Origin of the sequence: Brachybacterium saurashtrense (genome assembly GCF_003355475.1) — a bacterium.
Lineage (GTDB): Bacteria > Actinomycetota > Actinomycetes > Actinomycetales > Dermabacteraceae > Brachybacterium > Brachybacterium saurashtrense.
The window spans coordinates 2,529,672-2,547,545 of sequence record NZ_CP031356.1 but is presented as its reverse complement, the minus strand read 5'-3'; the positions used below and the strand labels follow the sequence as shown (position 1 = coordinate 2,547,545).

11 protein-coding genes are annotated in these 17,874 nt (G+C 74.1%); 9 read left to right on the top strand and 2 right to left on the bottom strand.

All coding sequences use genetic code 11. The features are described from left to right. Positions 1 to 213 precede the first annotated feature (213 nt). The 5 genes from DWV08_RS11575 to DWV08_RS11555 all read left to right on the top strand — a co-directional run bounded on the left by DWV08_RS11575 (position 214) and on the right by DWV08_RS11555 (position 6,900). Positions 214 to 825: a PadR family transcriptional regulator gene (locus tag DWV08_RS11575; RefSeq protein ID WP_115413935.1), complete on the top strand. Its 612-nt coding sequence runs from the start codon at positions 214 to 216 to the stop codon at positions 823 to 825. 146 nt (positions 826 to 971) lie between these two features. Next, entirely contained in the window at positions 972 to 2,771 is a 1,800-nt protein-coding gene (locus tag DWV08_RS11570) for a sulfatase (protein ID WP_115413934.1), read from the top strand. Positions 2,772 to 3,141: 370 nt separating this feature from the next. Beyond that, the gene (locus DWV08_RS11565; protein ID WP_206516710.1) at positions 3,142 to 4,140 is read left to right on the top strand and encodes a formylglycine-generating enzyme family protein; all 999 of its coding nucleotides are present in this window, start codon (positions 3,142 to 3,144) and stop codon (positions 4,138 to 4,140) included. A gap of 293 nt (positions 4,141 to 4,433) precedes the next feature. Continuing rightward, entirely contained in the window at positions 4,434 to 5,381 is a 948-nt protein-coding gene (locus DWV08_RS11560) for an L-lactate dehydrogenase (RefSeq protein ID WP_115413933.1), read from the top strand. A gap of 277 nt (positions 5,382 to 5,658) precedes the next feature. Beyond that, entirely contained in the window at positions 5,659 to 6,900 is a 1,242-nt protein-coding gene (locus DWV08_RS11555) for an MFS transporter (protein ID WP_162801660.1), read from the top strand. A 97-nt stretch (positions 6,901 to 6,997) separates the two neighbouring features. On the opposite strand, the gene DWV08_RS16945 is transcribed toward DWV08_RS11555, so the two are convergent. Next, a complete protein-coding gene (locus tag DWV08_RS16945; RefSeq protein WP_206516709.1) occupies positions 6,998 to 8,245 on the bottom strand; it encodes a hypothetical protein in 1,248 nt (415 codons plus the stop codon). Between the two features lie 136 nt (positions 8,246 to 8,381). Between DWV08_RS16945 and DWV08_RS11545 the strand changes: the two genes are divergently transcribed. From DWV08_RS11545 to DWV08_RS11535, 3 genes are read left to right on the top strand one after another with little or no spacing between them, the layout of a single operon-like run. Then, complete coding sequence (locus DWV08_RS11545; RefSeq protein WP_115413931.1) at positions 8,382 to 9,476, top strand: AAA family ATPase; 1,095 nt, start codon at positions 8,382 to 8,384, stop codon at positions 9,474 to 9,476. Next, positions 9,473 to 10,831 carry a DUF58 domain-containing protein gene (locus DWV08_RS11540; protein ID WP_115413930.1) on the top strand — a complete coding sequence of 453 codons (1,359 nt, stop codon included), beginning with the start codon at positions 9,473 to 9,475 and terminating at the stop codon, positions 10,829 to 10,831. The genes DWV08_RS11545 and DWV08_RS11540 overlap by 4 nt, the downstream gene beginning before the upstream one ends. Beyond that, positions 10,828 to 13,434: a transglutaminase-like domain-containing protein gene (locus DWV08_RS11535; RefSeq protein WP_115413929.1), complete on the top strand. Its 2,607-nt coding sequence runs from the start codon at positions 10,828 to 10,830 to the stop codon at positions 13,432 to 13,434. Before DWV08_RS11540 ends, DWV08_RS11535 begins: the two co-directional genes overlap by 4 nt. A gap of 17 nt (positions 13,435 to 13,451) precedes the next feature. On the opposite strand, the gene DWV08_RS11530 is transcribed toward DWV08_RS11535, so the two are convergent. Further along, positions 13,452 to 14,864 (bottom strand): NAD(P)/FAD-dependent oxidoreductase, encoded by a 1,413-nt coding sequence (locus DWV08_RS11530; protein ID WP_162801659.1) that lies wholly within the window; start codon positions 14,862 to 14,864, stop codon positions 13,452 to 13,454. A gap of 528 nt (positions 14,865 to 15,392) precedes the next feature. Here DWV08_RS11530 and DWV08_RS11525 point away from each other — a divergent pair. After that, on the top strand, positions 15,393 to 17,846 hold the full coding sequence (locus DWV08_RS11525) for a bifunctional metallophosphatase/5'-nucleotidase (protein ID WP_115413927.1): 2,454 nt from the start codon (positions 15,393 to 15,395) through the stop codon (positions 17,844 to 17,846). The last annotated feature ends 28 nt before the right edge of the window (positions 17,847 to 17,874 follow it).

Here is a 17,874-nt window from a genome sequence, read left to right as displayed (position 1 = left end):
TGTCGACGTCGTCAGGGGGAAACGGGATCGGCCGGTGCCTGGCAGGTGGGCTGCTGTGCCCACCGGGTCCATGACACTTGAGTCATGCCGATTGGCGAGAACGATGACACAATGCGAATGCTCGGTCAAGGGCGGTCCGCGGCGCCCTGGCGGCTTGCGGTCCCATGCCACATGTGTCATGGTTCGAGGGTTCACTCACCGAGGAGACCTGCGATGAAGCTCGAGCACCTGCTGCTGGGCGTGCTGGCGATGCACCCGCGCACCGGCTACGACCTGAAGAAGTACATGGACACCCACGGCCGCTTCCTGCGCTCGAACACCCAGATGAGCCAGGTGTACCGCTCGCTGGCGAGCATGGAGCGCCACGGCTGGGCCGTGCACGAGCTGGAGCCGCGCCCGGGGGCGACCGATGCCAAGCGGTACGCGCTCACCGAGGAGGGGGCGACCGTGTTCCTCGACTGGCTCACCGGCGCGTACAGCCCGCCCTCCCGTCACGTCGATCCCGAGCTGCAGGCCCGCCTCTCCTTCGCCGGGTTCATGTCCCGCCAGGAGGCGCTGCATCTGCTGGACGTCGAGCTCGAGGTTCGCGCCGCCGAGATCGCGCGCTACCGCGACCGGGACCGCAGCCACGAGCTGACCCCGGTGCTGCCCTATGACGACGAGCTCGCCGCACTCGTCGGGGAGTGGTCGCATCGCGCCGGCGCCGCGGCGATGGATGCCCACCTCGACCGTGTCGCGGCGCTGCGCCGCGAGCTGCTGGACACCCCGCAGACCACGCCCCGGGAGCCCGCCGTCGGCTTCGCCGCGCCGCCCGTGGACGCCTGACCGAGTCCCCGTCGGCCTGCGCCGATCCACCTGGCCCGTCGGCCGCCTCACCGTTGGCGTGCATCCTTGCCCGCCCGGCCCGCGCCCCACCGCCAGCCCTCAGCCCCAGCCGTCGGCCCCCGCCGACCCGCCTCAAGGAGAGCCGGATGAAAGCCATCATCCTGATGTTCGACAGCCTCAACCGCCACATGCTCGAGCAGTACCGCGACACCATCGTCGAGGCGCCGAACTTCGCCCGGCTCGCCGAGCGCGCCGCCACCTTCGACAACTTCTACGCCGGGTCGATGCCGTGCATGCCCGCGCGTCGGGAGCTGCACACGGGGCGCTACAACTTCCTGCACCGCTCCTGGGGGCCGCTGGAGCCCTTCGACGACTCGATGCCGCAGATCCTCAAGGACAACGGTATCCACACGCACCTCGCCTCGGACCACCCCCACTACTGGGAGGACGGCGGCGCCACCTACCACACCCGCTACTCCACCTGGGAGTTCTTCCGCGGCCAGGAGGGCGATCCGTGGAAGGGCGTGGTCTCCGAGGTGCCGGCGGACGCCCCTCTCAGGCAGCGCATGGTGAGCCAGGATCGTGTGAACCGCCGCTACATGCCCACCGAGGCCGAGCACTCCCAGACCCGCACTGTCGACGCCGGCCTCCACTTCATCGAGACCAACGCGGCGGCGGAGGACTGGATGGTGCAGATCGAGCTGTTCGATCCGCACGAGCCGTTCTTCACCCATCAGGCGTACAAGGACCTCTACCCCCACGAGTACGACGGCCCGCAGTTCGACTGGCCCGGCTACCAGAAGGTCACCGAACCCGAGGCGCAGGTGGAGCACGCCCGCCGCGAGTACGCCGCGCTGGTGAGCATGTGCGACCGCTCGCTGGGGCGGGTGCTCGACGCGATGGACGAGCACGGTCTGTGGGACGACACCATGCTGATCGTCAACACCGACCACGGCTTCCTGCTGGGCGAGCACGGCTGGTGGGCGAAGTCCGTCCAGCCCTGGTTCAACGAGCTGGTGCACCTGCCGATGTTCCTGTGGGACCCGCGCTGCGGCCAGACGGACGCTCGCCGCGGCGACCTCGCCCGGACCATCGACCTCGCCCCCACCCTGCTGCGCTACTTCGGCCTCGAGCCGACGCCCGACATGCAGGGTCGCGACCTCGCGCTGCCGGCCGACGGGGCGGGCACGGCGCTGCCGGGCCCGGCAGGTCAGGAGCCGGCGGGCGGGGACCCGGCCGGGGAACGGGCCGCCCTCTTCGGCATCCACGGCGGGCACGTGAACGTCACCGACGGCCGCTACGTGTACATGCGCTCCGCGGTCTCGCCCGGCAACGGGCCCCTGGAGGAGTTCACGCTCATGCCCACCCATATGCGCTCCCGCTTCAGTCCCGCGGAGCTCGCGGACTGGACCCCGGCCGAGCCGTTCACCTTCACCAAGGGCCTGCGCACCCTGCGCGTCGAGGCCCAGGGCGGATGGATGAACTCCTGGCAGCACGGCACCGTGCTGTTCGATCTCGAGCACGACCCGTCCCAGCTCGACCCCCTGGTGGACGACGCCGCCGAGCTGCGCATGGCGCGTCTGCTGGTCGAGGCGATGCGCGAGGCCGACGCCCCGGCCAGCCAGTTCCTGCGGCTGGGCCTGCCCGTCGAGGGCGAGGTGGGTACCGAGCACCTGCTCGCCGGCGAGCACGCCGAGCGGGCGGAGGCGATGGCCGTGCCGATGCCGCCGGCCGCTGAGCTGCCTGCCGCGGAGCTGCTGACCGGTCCGTTGCTGGAGCTGGCCGGCACCACCCGCGGCCGCGCCGTGCTGGAGGCGGAGGTGCCCTCCGTGGTGCACACCGAGGGTGTCTCCCTGCCGACGTCGATGAGCCTCTACGACCTCGCCACCCACGGCGCGATCACCGTGGAGCAGCTGCGGAAGGTGGGCGCGGCGCTCGCCGGCTGACGCGGCCGGGCGTCGTCGTCGGGGCAGCGGCGGCAAGGGCCGCGGGCGCCGAGGACGGCGGACCGGCCGCGGGGCCGGCGGGCCTCTGGCGACACGAGGTGGCTATATAGGCACGTCGTGTCGCTATGAGCCCGTGCGGAACGTCCAGCCGACGCTCTGCCGGCCCGTGGCAGGCTGCGCCGGTGAGTCGCCCGGCCGGCCAGTGCCGTGGCAGGCCGCGTCGCGGAGTCGCCCCGACGGCGAGCGACGCGAGAGGATGGGCATCGGCGGCCACGACGTCTCACGCGGTGCAGGCAGAGCCCTGCGCCGGTGAAGCGGGGCGCGGCAGGCGGCACAGCGGAGCCGCACGGACGATAGGAGAGGGACCTCGATGAGCGACGGATGCGGATGCGGCTGCGGGACCCCGAGCCGGGAGCAGCTGCTGCCCACCCCCGGCGCCCCGTCGCCGGGCACCGCCGTGCCCGTCGCGACCGGCCGCCACGACATCGCGCAGATCCAGATCCCCGCCGGCACCTTCACCATGGGCGACTCCTCCGGGGACAAGAATCGCGCGGACGGCGAGACACCCCGGCACGAGGTGGCGATCAGCGCCTTCGAGATCGACGCGACCACCGTCACCAATGATGCGTTCGCCCGCTTCGTGGAGGAGACCGGGTACGTCACCGAGGCGGAGAGCTTCGGGTTCTCCGCCGTGTTCCACCTCGCGCTCGCCGCGCCGGAGGCGGACGTGATGGGCCCCGCGAGCGGCACCCCCTGGTGGGCCGGGGTGAAGGGCGCGGACTGGCGCCATCCGGGCGGCCGCGACTCGGATCTCGACGGGCGCGGCGACCATCCCGTGGTGCACGTGAGCTGGAACGACGCCGTCGCCTACTGCGAGTGGGCCGGGCGCCGCCTGCCCACGGAGGCCGAGTGGGAGTACGCCGCCCGCGGCGGGATCGACGGGGCGAAGTACCCGTGGGGTGATCAGGAGGTGGATGAGGGCGGCTGGCGCGCGAACATCTTCCAGGGCGAGTTCCCGCGCCACAACACCTGCGAGGACGGCTTCCTCACCACCGCGCCCGTGCGCAGCTTCGCCCCCAACGGCTACGGCCTGTGGCAGATGGTGGGCAACGTGTGGGAGTGGTGCGAGGACTGGTTCCACCCCTCCACCTACCGCCGCGGCACCACCGCCGAGAAGCGCACGCTGGTCACCGACCCCGCAGGCCCCGAGAGCGGGCAGTCCCGGGTGATGCGCGGCGGCAGCTACCTGTGCCACCTCTCCTACTGCAATCGCTACCGCAACTCCGCGCGCTCCCAGAACACGCCCGACTCCTCGATGGGCAACGGCGGCTTCCGCACCGTGGCGCTGCGCGTGGAGTCGCAGGCCTGACCGTGCCTCCGGCAGTGCCGGAGACCTCCGGGGCACCGCACCGGGCCGGGCCACCGCCCCGGGGCGGTCCACGCACCCAGCCGCGACAGAGCACCGGGGCTCCGGGAAGCGTGGCCGCGACGGGCCTATGGCGACACGAGGTGTCCATATATGCACCTCCGATCACCATCGGCCCGTCCAGCACACGACCCACCCTTCACCCCGTCGGCCCCCACACCCCTCGCACGCCCGCTCCCCGTCCCCAGGACCTCCGCCCCCTTTCGCCCCGCCCCGTCGCACCGTAGGTTCTCCCTATGAGCAGACCGAGCAAGCTGACCGTCGTCGGAGCAGGTGCCGTGGGATCGAGCGTCGCGTACGCGGCGATGATCCGCGGGGCCGCCCGCCACATCGCCCTCTACGACATCGCCGAGGAGAAGACCCGCGCGGAGGTGCTGGACCTCGCCCACGGCGCGAAGTTCGTGGGCGCCACGGAGATCACCGGCGGCAGCGACATCGCCGTCACCGCGAACTCGGACGTCGTGGTGATCACCGCCGGTGCCAAGCAGAAGCCCGGCCAGACCCGGATCGAGCTCGCCGCCACCAACGCCCGCATCATGGGCTCGCTGATGGAGCAGCTGCTGGAGGTGTCCCCGGAGGCGATCTACGTGATCGTCTCGAACCCCTGCGACGTGCTGACGATGCTGGCCCACGAGGCGAGCGGCCTGCCGGCGGAGCGGCTGTTCGCCTCCGGCACCACGCTGGACTCCTCGCGCCTGCGGTGGGAGATCGCCCGCCGCGCCGGGGTCTCCGCCTCGAGCGTGCACGCGATGATCGTGGGCGAGCACGGGGACACGGAGTTCCCGCTGTGGTCCGGCGCCCGCATCGGCACCGTCCCGATCCTGGACTGGACCGTGGAGGGGGAGCGGGTGTTCGACGAAGCGACCCTGGAGCAGATCGCTGTCGACGTGCGCGACGCCGCCTACACCGTCATCCAGGGCAAGGGCGCCACCAACTACGCGATCGGCCTGTCCAGCTCACGGATCGTCGAGGCGATCCTCAGCGACGAGGCCGCGATCCTGCCCGTCGCGCCGGTGCTCTCGGGGATCCACGGGCTCGACGGGGTGGCGCTGTCGGTGCCGTGCGTGGTGGATCGCGCCGGCGCCCATCCCATCGCGCAGGCCCCGTTCTCCGCGCACGAACAGGAGCTGCTGCACCGCTCCGCGGCGTCCCTCCACGAGGTGGCGGCCGGGCTGCGGGGGTGAGGCGCGGGCCGCGGTCCGCGGCCTCCAGCTGCCCCGCGGAGCGTCCAAGGATAAGCCGTAACATTGGATGGCGCGGTCGGTGAGACCACCTTAGGCGCTATCCCGGCACCGCCCGCGGCGTCGACGCCCCACCCCACGAACAGCCCCGCCTCTCCTGAACGGCCGGGCCCCTCCACGCACCGCCCCCGGTCTCTCCCCTCGAGCCGCACCGGACCGCCGCCGCGCGCCCCGGGTAGCGTGGGCCTCTCCGCGCGAAGGAAGGTCGAGTCCCACGAACCTGCAGGCCCCCAGGCGCTTCGGCCCCCTCCGTGACAGGCACTCCCGCCCCTACCTGCTCACCGCCGGGCTCTCGATGATGGGCGACAACATCGAGCACGTGATCACCTACTGGGTGCTGTGGGAGGTGTTCGCCTCGCCGTGGCTGGTGGGGTTCCAGGTGATCAGCCACTGGCTGCCGTTCCTGCTGTTCTCCGTGCTGTTCGGCGGGCTGGCCGAGAAGTACGACTGCCGGCGCATCATCCAGGTCGCCCAGCTGCTGTTCGCCGCCGTGTCCCTGAGCTGGGGGCTGCTGTTCCTCACCGGCACGCTGGAGATGTGGAGCGCCTGCGTGCTGCTGGTGCTGCACGGGATGGCCGGGGCGCTGTGGGGCCCGGCCGAGCAGCTGATGCTGCACGACGTCGCGACCCCGCCCGAGCTGCCCAGCGCGGTGCGTCTGAACGCCACCGTCAAGTCCCTCGGGATCCTCGCGGGCCCCGTGGTCGGGTCGGTGCTGCTGCTCCTGCTCGGGCCGACGTGGGGGATCTTCGCCAACATCGTGTTCTACCTGCCCATGACCCTGCTGATGGTGCGCACGCCGTTCACCGGGCACGTGCGCAGCGGCCACGTGCACCGCGAGCGGGTCTCGCTCCTGGACACCCCGCGCGTGCTGCGCACCGTCGGCGGCGACAGGGTGCTGGTGGGGATGATCGCGCTGGCCGGTCTGATCGCGGTGTGCGTGGGTGCCTCGCTGCAGGTGGCGATGCCGAACTTCGCGGACGTGCTGGGCGCGGGCGAGGAGGGTGGCCTCGGCTATGGTGCGCTGCTGTTCGCCAACGGGGTCGGGGGAGTGGTGGGCGGGATCCTGCTCGAGGCCACCGGGATCCTGCGGGTGGACGTGCGCGGCGCCGTGATCGCGGCGGTGCTGTTCGGGCTCACCACGCTGATCGTCGCCACCACGCAGCTGTACGCGGTGGCGCTGCTGGCGCTGGTGGTGGGCGGGGTCGCGAACCTCGCCGCGACCGCGATCGGGCAGGCCCTGGTGCAGCTGCGCGCCCCGGACGACCAGCGCGGGCGCGTGGTGGGCGTCTACTCGATGATCGGCTCCGGCATGCGCACCGGCAACGGGCTCACGATCGGCGGGCTCGGGGCGCTGCTGGGCGTGAGCGGCGCGGTGGCCGTGGGCGGGGGAGCGCTGATGGCGGGTGCGCTGCTGATCGGCGTGCTGATCGCGCTGCAGAACCGGCGCGGCGCCGCGGCCTGACCGGCCCGGCGGGCCCCGAGACGTCGGCGGAGCGGCTCAGCGCACCGACCATCCTCGCCCGCAGCACCGGTGCCGCCCGCGGTCCCGGCGGAGCGGCTCAGCGCCCGTGGCGCCGGCGCTGGTACCAGAGCATCCCGGTGCCGCCGCCGAGCGCGAGGGCGGCCAGGGCGGCCGGTGCGGCGGTCTCGGCGCCGGTCTCCGCGAGCTCGGAGGCATCGCGCGCGCCGTCGTCGGATCCCGCGCCGAAGCCGTCGTCCGAGCCCTCGCCCGAGCCGCCGGGGCCCGCCTCGGCGCCGCTCACGCCGTGGGAGAGCAGCGCGGCGAGCCGCGCCGTGAGCGCGGCGGCGTCCTGCGGGGCGGCACCGTTGCTCGCGGGCGGGAAGTCGTTGGTGGCCGGGCCCGGATCCGCCGGGGCGAGGGTGCCTGGCTGCTGGGCGGTGGGGCTGCCGGCCGACGGGGGCGGCTCCTGCTCGTCCGAGCCCGGGAACGACGTGGTGGGCGTCGAGGACGGCTGCTCGTCCTGGGCGTCGTCCGCGTCCTCGCCCGTGGTGCCCTCGTCGTCGCCGGGAGTCGGTGCGTCCTCGTCTGCGTCGCCGGGGTCCGTGGGCTCGGCCGGAGCGCTCGGCTCGGGCTCGGGGGACGGCTCGGGCGACGGGGACGGGCTCGGCTCCGGCGAGGGGCTCGGCTCGGGCTCCGGGGTCGGCTCCGGGTCCGGGGTGGGCGTCGGCTCCGGGGTGGGGGTCGGGTCCGGCTCCGGGGACGGTTCCGGCGTGGGCTCGGGATCCGGCGTCGGCTCGGGCTCCGGCGTGGGCTCCGGCTCCGGCGTGGGGGTCGGCTCCGGCTCGGGGTCCGGCTCCGGCTGCTCCCCGGTCACCTCGAACGCTCCGGTCGCCTGGCCCTCGTCGGAGGAGATCACGATCGAGTAGTCACCGGGCGTGGTGACGTCGAAGCTGGCCGTGACGGTGCCGAAGCTGTCCGTCTGCACCTGTGCGGAGTCGATGGTGGTCTGGTCGCCGGTGATGAAGATCGAGACGGTGACGGGCCGGTTCCCGCCGAAGCACTCGCCGGTGACGGTCACGGTGCCGCCCGCCTCCACCGTCGGGGCGGTGGCGGAGCGGGCCGCGCCGTCCTGGCACTCGCCGGCGAGCACGGTGCCGTCGGCCGGGAGCGCGCCGTCGGCGGGCAGCGGTGCGGCCTGCGCGGCGGCGGGGGCGGCGGCGCAGGCGGCCGCGAGGAGGAGCCCCGCGCCCAGGCGCGCCGCGCCGGGGCGCACGGTGCGGGGATGCGCAGTGCCGGGGCGCACCGCCTCGGGGCGCACGGCGACCGGGCCTCGGCCCTTGAACATCACAACTCCCCCTGCACGACAGATCCGACCAGTCATACTGTAGGAGGCTTCACCGCCGCCCGTGTCCCACTCGGTTCATCGGTGCGCAAAGTGTTCATGAACAACCGTCCACGCGGCGGTCTCGAAGGAGCTCGACATGGCCCAGGACGATCTCAGCGTCGAGACCTCCACGCCCGGCGCCGGCCCCGGCGCCGGCCCCGGCGCCGGCACCCGCGCCGCGCCCGGCACCCCCGATCGCGCCCCGGAGCCCGATGCTCCGCACGGTCTCACCCAGGCGCAGGCCCGCGAGATCGCCGCCGAGGCCGAGGCGGTGATCGCCGAGATCGCCACCGTGGTGGAGGGGAAGGACGAGGTGGCCCGCATCGCCGTGCTGGTGCTGCTGGCCGGCGGGCACCTGCTCATCGAGGACATCCCCGGAGTGGGCAAGACGATGCTCGCCAAGTCCCTCGCCGCCTCCCTCGGCGCGCAGCGCCACCGCATCCAGTTCACCCCGGACCTGCTGCCCGGGGACGTCACGGGCGCGAGCGTGTTCAACCAGGCCAGCACCGAGTTCGAGTTCCGTCCCGGCGCGGTGTTCACCCAGATCCTGCTGGCCGACGAGATCAACCGCGCCTCCCCGAAGACGCAGTCCGCGCTGCTCGAGGCGATGGAGGAGCGGCAGGTGAGCGTGGACGGCACCACCTACGCGCTCGCCGAGCCGTTCATGGTGGTCGCCACCGCGAACCCGGTGGAGATGGAGGGCACCTACCGCCTGCCCGAGGCGCAGCGGGACCGCTTCCTCGCCCAGACCTCGATGGGCTACCCGATGGCGCAGGCGGAGGCGCGGATGCTCGCCGCGCAGACCGGGCCGGTGCCCGAGGGCGACCACGACGTGATCGACGCCGTGGTGCGCCGCACCAGCCCGGAGCGGGTCGCCGCGCACATCCACGCGGTGCGCAGCGTGTACGCCTCGCCCGTGCTGCTGGACTACGTGGTGCGCCTGGCCGCCGCCACCCGCGACCACCCGCAGGTCACCCTCGGCGCCTCGCCGCGCGCGGCCGTGCACCTGGTGCGGGCCGCGAAGGCGAACGCCGCCCTGGCCGGGCGGCCCTTCGCCTCCCCGGAGGACGTCGCCGCCGTGATCATGCCGGTGTGGCGCCACCGCATGCACCTCACTCCGCAGGCCCTCTCCCGCGGCGCCACTGCGCAGGAGATCGTCGACCAGGTGCTGCGCACCACGGCACAGGCGTGAGCCCCCGCCCGGGTACGGTGCTGCGCCCCACGGGGCGCGGCGCGGTGGTGCTCGTGGTGTGCCTGGCGATGTGGGTGCTGGGCGATCTCACCCGGGTGGTCCCGGCCCGGCAGATCGCCGCCGCGCTCGCGCTGATGCTGGTGCTCGGGGCGGTGGGCATCGCCGTGAGCGGCGTGGGGCTGCGGGTGCGCAGGCGGCTCCAGGACGACGCCGCCCCGGTGGGCGGCACCGCCCGCGTGCAGCTCGCGCTCGACGGGTCCGCCTGGATCACCAGGCTGCCGCTGGGGCGGGGGATCGTGCGCGAGCACCTGCCCGAGGCGCTGGGCGGGCAGGGCGATCTGCCGCTCGCACCCCGGATGCCGCACGTGCTGCACGTGGGCCGGCGCGGCACCCACCACCTCGGCCCCTGCACCGTGATCGTCCGCGACCTGCTGGGCCTGTTCCACCTGCAGCGCACTGTCGTGGACGGTCTGCGCGTCACCGGCCTGCCGGTGCTCGGCGAGATCGGCCCGGCCGCCGCCCGCACCCTCGGCATCTCCGGCGCGGGCGACCGGCAGGCCGCGCCGGCCCCGGGCGCGGGGGAGGTGGGGCCCCTGGCCCGTCCCTACGCCAGCGGGGACGACATCCGCCGCATCCACTGGCGGGCCAGCGCCCGCACCGGCCGCCTCATGACCAGGGAGGACGAGCCCGCCGCCGGGCTGAGCGCCGTGATCGTGCTGGACACCTCCCAGCGGCCGCACCTCACCGCCGCGCTCGAGGACACCCTCGTCTCCCACGCCGCGACGCTGCTCGAGGCGCTGGGCCGCAGCGGATGGTCGGTGCGGGTGCTGGACGCCTCCGGCGACGAGATCACCCGCACCGGGCACCGCCGCGGCCTCGAGGACACCAGCCCGGTGGGGCGCGAGGCCGACGCCCTCGCCCAGCGCACCTCCCTGCTCGCGCTGGCGGAGGTGGACTTCGACGACGACGCCTCCGGCGGCATCGGGCACGACCACGCCGCCGGGGACACCGCCCTCGCGATCGCGCTGGGGCCGGACGCCGGCGAGCCGTTCTCCGGGCTCGAGCTGGACCGCTTCGCGGGCCGGTCGGTGCACCGCACCGCGATCGCGCTGCGCCCCACGCTCGAGGAGGAGGCCGAGCCGCTCCGCGCGGTCCCCGCGCGCCGCATCGGCCCCGGGGACGGGGACGACTTCGGCCACGCCCACGAGCGCCATGCCCGCGAGCTGCGCGCCGTGCGCGAGCGGCACACCCCCACCCGCTCCGCCCTGGGCGCCTGGACGCTGGTGCGCGGCACCGGCGCGGACACCCTCGACGACCTGCTGGACACCGCCCGGGAGGAGAGCGCACCCCGATGAGTCCGCTGCTGGGACGCCCTTCCCTCGAGGGCCCGCACCTGCTGGGCCGCGCCCTGCTGTTGCTGGCCGCGCTGCTGTGCGCCGCCGCGCCCGTCTCCCAGCTGCTGGAGGGCCCCTCCTGGCTGGCGCTGCCGCTGCTGGCCGCCGCGCCCGTGACCCTGGGCGGGGTGGTGCTGCGCCGCGTGCTGCGCCCGCAGATCCTGGTGCCGCTGGCGCAGGCGGGGCTGATCGTGGTGGTGGTGCTGGCGGTGGAGGCCGCCCTGGGCCTGCTGGACGGCGGCCCGGCCGGGATGGTGACCGGGCAGGTGGAGATCCTCACCGAGGGCGTGAACGAGCTGGCCTCCGGGGTGCCGCCGCTGGCGCTGGGGCCGCACGGCACGGTGCTGGTGGTGGCGCTGATCGCGCTGGCCGCCCTGCTGCTGGACCTGATGTACCTGGACCTGGGCTGGCACACCCCCACCGCGCTCCTGCTGCTGGGCGCGCTGCTGATCCCCGCCCTGCAGCAGCCCTCCGGCGGCACCTGGTGGCAGGTGGCCGGGCCGGTGCTCGCCGCGGGAATGGTGTTCGCCACCCGCACCGTCCACGGCGATCCGCGGTATCTGCGCGGGGACCGCCGGCCGCAGGCGGGCCCGGTGCACGCGCCCGGCCGCACCCTCTCCGCCGCGGCGCTCGCCGTGGTGCTGATCGCGGCGCTCACCGCGCCGCTGGCACCGCTGCTGCCGCAGCTGGCCCCGGCCAGGATCGCGCTGAACATCGACCTGCTGGAACGCTGGCAGGATCCGGACGCGCAGGCGCTGGGCGCCGTGATGATCGACGACGACATCTCCGTGCGCCGCTCCCTGCTGGAGCAGCAGGACACCGAGGTGCTCACCTACACCTCCACCGCCGAGGAGCCCTCCTACCTGCGCCTGCGCACCCTGAACAGCTTCGACGGCGAGACCTTCTCCGCGCAGGCCGATGGCGAGGAGCCGCTGGCGGGGGTGGAGTCCTTCAGCGACGCCCGGGACGACGGCGAGGCGGTGACCGGCGGCAGCGATGACTTCGTGCGCACCCAGCTGGAGATCAGCAGCCTGGCCGGGGACCGCCTGCCGGTGCCGGACACGATCCGCTCCGTGCAGGGCGCGGACGCCGCCCTGAACCGCGCCATGACCCTGCAGCCCACCAACGGCGAGGTCGCGCTGGACTGGGTGCGCGGCGGGCTGGCCGGCCAGCGCTACACCGTCGAGTCGGAGCGGCGCACCTCCACCGCCGAGGAGCTGCGCGCGGTGGACCCCGCCGTGTTCGACCAGCCGGTGGAGGCCGGCTACACCTCCCCGGACGAGGTGCCCGCGATCGCCGCCGAGCTTGCCGACCAGGTCGCGGAGGACGCCGGCGCCGAGACCGCCTTCGACACCGCCCTGGCCTTCCAGCAGCACTTCCGCACCTCCTACGCGTACTCGCTCACGGTCACCACCCCGGCCGGCGAGGACCCGCTGGAGTCCTTCCTCGCCGATCGCATCGGCTACTGCGAGCAGTTCGCGGCCGCGTTCGCACTGATGATGACCTCCCAGGGCTACCCGGCACGAGTGGCCATCGGCTTCACGCCGGGCACCCGGGCCGACGGCGACGAATGGAGCGTGACCGGCAAGAACGCGCACGCCTGGCCCGAGGTGTGGTTCGGTCCCGAGCACGGCTGGGTGCGCTTCGAGCCCACGCCGGCCGCCGCCGCGAACGGGGTGCGCGAGCCCGGGCTCACCGGCTCCGAGGGCGTGAGCGAGGACGCGCCCACCGCCGTGCAGGCCCCGGAGCAGGAGGACCAGCCCACCCAGGAGGAGTCCACCGACGAGGAGACCACCACCGAGGAGGAGAGCTCCGAGGAGACCTCCGCGCAGAGCTCCGACGCCGGCGGCTCCGGGCCGTCCGAGGAGACGGTGCGACGCTGGGGCGGGGGAGTGATCGGCCTAGCGGCCGTCGGCGCGCTGCTGGCCGGTCTCGCCGCCGTGACCGTGCTGCTGCTGCGCCGCCACCGCCGGCGCGCCCGCGACGTGCGCTGGGCGGCGCTGCGGATCCCCGCGGGCAGCGACGCGGCCGACGGGGGCGCCGCGGCCGGCGGCCCGGGTGCGGCAGGCGGCCCGGGGGCGGCCGACGGGCCCGGTGCGACCGGCGGTGACGGGCAGGGCGCGGCCGACGCCGCCGCTCTCCGCGCGCTCGCCGCCGCGCATCGCGACCGGCGGGCAGGGGAGCTGGCCTGGGCGGAGCTGGACCGGGAGCTCGCCGTGCGTGCCACGGCGATCCGTCTGCTGGGCGCCACGGGTGCCTGGGGCCGTCCGCCCGCGCACCTCGCCCTGGACGCCGCGATGCCGCCCGGCCGCGCCCTCGAGGACCTGCTGGAGCAGATCGCGGCCGGGGACCGCGAGGTCACGCCCGCGCACCGCGCCGCGGCCGCGCGCCTCGCCGAGGCGTACACCGTGGCCCGCTACGCCGCCCCGCTGCCGGAGGAGCCCGGCCCGTCACCGCAGGGCGGCGGCATCTCGCAGGGCGTCGGCGTCACCCAGGGCGGCACAGAGCATCCGCTGCGCCACGACACCGACCTGCTGATCGCCCTGCTCCGCGCCGCCCGCTGAGCCGCAGGCCGGGCCGCTCAGGCGTCGGTGCTGCGGGAGCCCGCGCTGCCGGGCGCGGTCGCCCGGGCGCCGCGGCCGAAGAGGCGCCGCGGGGCCTGCTGCTCGAACACGCGCGCCGCGCGCAGCGAGTCCACCTCGCCCACCACCGGGTTCGGCTGGTGGGTGGCGCGGGTGCCGCCGTACAGGGACACCAGGTTCATCGCGACGGCGCGCTGATTGCGGTGGCCGATCATCTTCATGATGTGCACGCCCAGCCAGGCGGCCCAGCCCACCGAGCCGGAGAGCCCGCCCAGCACCGGGATCTCCGCGATCGCGGCGTGCCGCCCGATCGTGGCCATCGTGCCCAGGTTGGTGTAGCGGAAGGGCTTGCGCGCCGTGCCGGCCACCTCCGCGGCGATGTTCCGCGCCGCGGCCTCGCCGGTCTGGATCGCGGGCTGCGCGAGCTGGGGGAGTGGCTCGTCCTGGCCGGCGATGTCCCCGGCCGCGTACACCCCCGGGAAGCCCTTGACCTGCAGGTAGTCGTCCACGGAGAGGCGGCCGCGCTTGTCCTGCGGCAGCCCCCACTCGGCCACCGAGGAGGGGATCGCCACGCCCGCCGCCCAGATCGTGATGTCCGATTCCAGCACCGAGCCGTCGTCGAGCACCACGTGGTCGTAGCCCACCTCCTTCACGCCGCGGCCCAGCTCCAGCACCACGCCGCGGTCGCGCAGCTCGTCCGCCGCGTACTGGCGGTACTTGGTGGAGAACTCCTTGAGCAGCTCGTCGCCGCGCTGCAGCACCGTCACCTGCAGCGTGCCCGGATCCATCTCCGGGTAGAGGATGTCCAGCTCCTGCATGCGGAAGTCCGCCAGCGCCCCGGCGATCTCCACGCCGGTGGGCCCGCCGCCCACGATGCACACGTGGAGCTTGTCGTGGCTGTGCCCCGCCTCGCGGCTGGAGCGCTCCAGCTCGGAGAAGATCCTGTCCCGGATCGCGAGCGCCTGGCTGCGCGTGTACATCGGCATCGCGTGCTCCTCCGCGCCCGGGGTGCCGAAGTAGGTGGTGGTCGCACCGTTGGCGACGATCAGGTAGTCGTAGCCGATCTCCTGCTGGCCCTTCTGGCCCTCGTTCAGCCGGACCACCTTCCGCGCCGGGTCCACGCCCTCCACCTCGCCCTGGCGGTAGCGCATGTTCGGCACCTTCAGGGACAGGCCGCGCAGGAACATGGTGACGTCCCCCGGGTTCAGGCCGGCCGTGGCCACCTGGTACAGCAGCGGCTGGAACGTCTTGTACACGTTGCGGTCGATGAGGGTCACCCGCACCCGGGCGTCGCGCAGCGCGGCCACGGCGTGCGCCCCGGCGAAGCCGCCGCCCAGGATCACCACGTGGGGCCAGCTCGCGCCGTCCTTCGCGGGGACGGTGGGGCGGCGGGAGAGGAACGGCAGCGGCATGACCATGGGACGGCCTCCTTGGGTGACGGTGGTCGGCCCTGGACGCCGAGGCGGGGGTCTCGGTGCAGAGCCGGCGTCGGCGGGGTGTGCGGGACAGTCGGCGGGCTGCGGTCGGTGCCGGGCGGCGACCCGGAGGACACGGGCTCACGAGGGCGAGTCCGGAGCCGGAGACGGGGCGCGAGGAGCGGACCGTCCGAAGTCCCCGCCGATGCTACCCACACCCGGGCCTGCGGGTGGAGCCCGCGGGGCGCTCGGGGTCGCGCGTCACAGCGCGGCGGCGGTCGCGACGCGCCGACGCCGGACCCGCCGTCCGGCCGCCCCGCCGACACGACCGGCCGGGTCAAGCCGAGGTAAAGCGCTCGCCGAACCTGCGTCAATCCTGAGACGTGGGTCACCACCGATGGTGAACTTTCGATGACAGCTCCTGGCTGCGAGGGGGAACCCGCGGCGTGTCTCGCACCACATGCGGTGAGATGGGGGCTGCACTCCTCGCCCATCCCGTCCCCACCACGCTCCCAGGAGACCTCCATGCCCGTCCTGCCCGTCCGCCGCCTCGCGCGCGGGACCTCCGTGGGCCTCGGCGCCGCCGCCCTAATGGCGGCCTCGGCGCTGGTGCCCGTCGGCTCCGCCGTCGCGGCCGAGCCCGGCGACGAGGTCACGCTGATGACCTTCAACGACTTCCACGGCGCGATCGGCGGGGCCGCGGGCCTCGTCTGCGCCGTCGAGACCGTGCGCGCCCAGGAGCCCGCCTCGTTCCTGTTCTCCGCCGGCGACAACGTGGGCGGCTCCGCCTTCGAATCCGCCGTGCAGAACGACGAGCCCACGATCGACGTGCTCAACGCGATGGGCGTGGACGCCTCCGCGATCGGCAACCACGAGTACGACCAGGGCCAGGACGACCTCACCGGCCGCATCGACCCGGGCACGGACTTCCCCTACCTCGCCGCGAACGTGTACCTCGAGGGCACCGAAACCCTCGCGCACGACCCCTACGAGGTCATCGAGCGCGACGGCGTGCGCGTGGCGATCGTCGGCGCGGTGACCACCAAGACCGTGGGCAAGGTGAGCCCCGCCGCGATCGAGGGCCTCGAGTTCCGCAACCCGGTCCAGGGCGTCAACGACGCGATCGACGCGCTGAACGCCTCCGGCGAGGAGTACGACGTGCTCGTCGCCTCCTACCACGAGGGCGCGAGCGCGAGCGCGGAGCCGGGCGTCGCCCCCGCGAACACCGACCCGATCTTCGACGAGATCGTCACCGGCACCTCCCCCGAGGTGGACGCGATCTTCAACGGCGACTCGCACCGCACCTACAACTACACCGCCCCGGTGCCCGGCCAGGACGGCGAGGTGCGCCCGATCATCCAGACCGGCGCCAGCGCCGAGTACCTCGGCACCGTCACCCTGGTGGCCGACGAGGACGGCGACTGGGACGTGTCCGAGGCCCCCGCCCTGGTGGACACCGCCCTGCCCGAGGGCGAGGGCTGCGCGATCCAGAACGGGACCGTCACGGACGTCACCCAGATCGCGCAGGACGCGATCGACGAGGCCGCCGTCGTCGGCGCCCAGCCCGTCGGCGCGGTCACCGAGGACATCACCACCTCGTGGGACGACTCCAAGGCCTCCTTCGTGGACGGCGTGCGCACCGCGGACGCTCCCGTGGACAACCAGTCCACCACCAAGGGCGACAACCGCTCCCGCCACTCCGCCGCCGGCGACATGCTCGCCGACTCCATGAAGTGGTACCTCGAGGACGCCGGCCTGGCCGGCGAGAACGAGGTCATCGGCTTCATGAACCCCGGCGGCATTCGCGCCGAGCTCTGGTACGACGAATCCGCCACCGGGGAGGGCGACGGCGTGGTCACCTACGCCGAGGCCAACTCGATGGTGCCCTTCGGCAACACCCTGAACTCCGGCGAGGTCACCGGCGCCCAGTTCATCCAGATGCTCGAGGAGCAGTGGCAGCGCACGGCCGACGGCGGCGCCGTCGACTCCGGCGACGAGGCCTTCCTCGCCTTCAGCGTCTCGCACAACGTCGAGTACGTCTTCGACTCCACCCGCGAGCGCGACGACCGCATCGTCGAGGTGCGCATCGGCGGCGAGCTGATCGACCCCGACGCCACCTACACGATCGTCACCGCGAGCTTCCTGTTCGAGGGCGGCGACAACATGCACGCCCTCGCCCAGGCGCAGAACGTGCGCGACTCGGGCGTGCTGGACCGCGACGCCTTCCTCCAGTACCTCGAGGCGAACAGCGACGGCCTCACCCCGAGCTACGCGCAGCGCCAGCTGGAGCTGCAGATCCTCGAGGGCGGCGAGTACGACAGCGAGGCGGGCGTGGACACCGACCCGGTGCTGCGCATCGGCAACGTCGAGTCGCAGAGCCTCGGCGCCCCCGAGATCGAGACCGTGGTGGTGGACGCCGGCGAGCACGGCACCTTCGAGGCGCCCTACGCGCTGGTCGAGGACGAGGGCCGCCTCTTCGCGGACGTCACCCTCACCGACTGGCTGTGCGTGCCCGAGGGCACCGTGGTGCCGCTGACCATCACCGCGATCCCCGAGACCGGGACCGAGATCGTGGTGGACATCCCCTCCTTCACCTGGACCGCCGGCGGCGCCCCCGAGAGCTGCGGCAGCGACGACGGCCAGGACGATGACGACGACCAGGGCGGCGACGACCAGGGCGGCGACGACCAGGGCGGCGACGACCAGGGCGGCGACGACCAGGGTGAGGACACCCAGGGCGGCGGCGACCAGGGCGGTGACGACCAGGGTGAGGACACCCAGGGCGGCACCGACGAGGACGACGACACCATCGTCACCCCGGTCGTGGACGACACCACCACCGACACCACCGCGGACGACTCCCGCACCGACCTCCCCCGCACGGGTGTGAGCGCCGGCGCGATGGCCGCCGCGATCGGCGCCCTCGCCCTCGCCGGAGCAGGCGCGCTGGGACTGCGCCAGCGCCTCTCGCGGCGATGACCCCACCCCGCTGAGGGAGGGGCCGGAC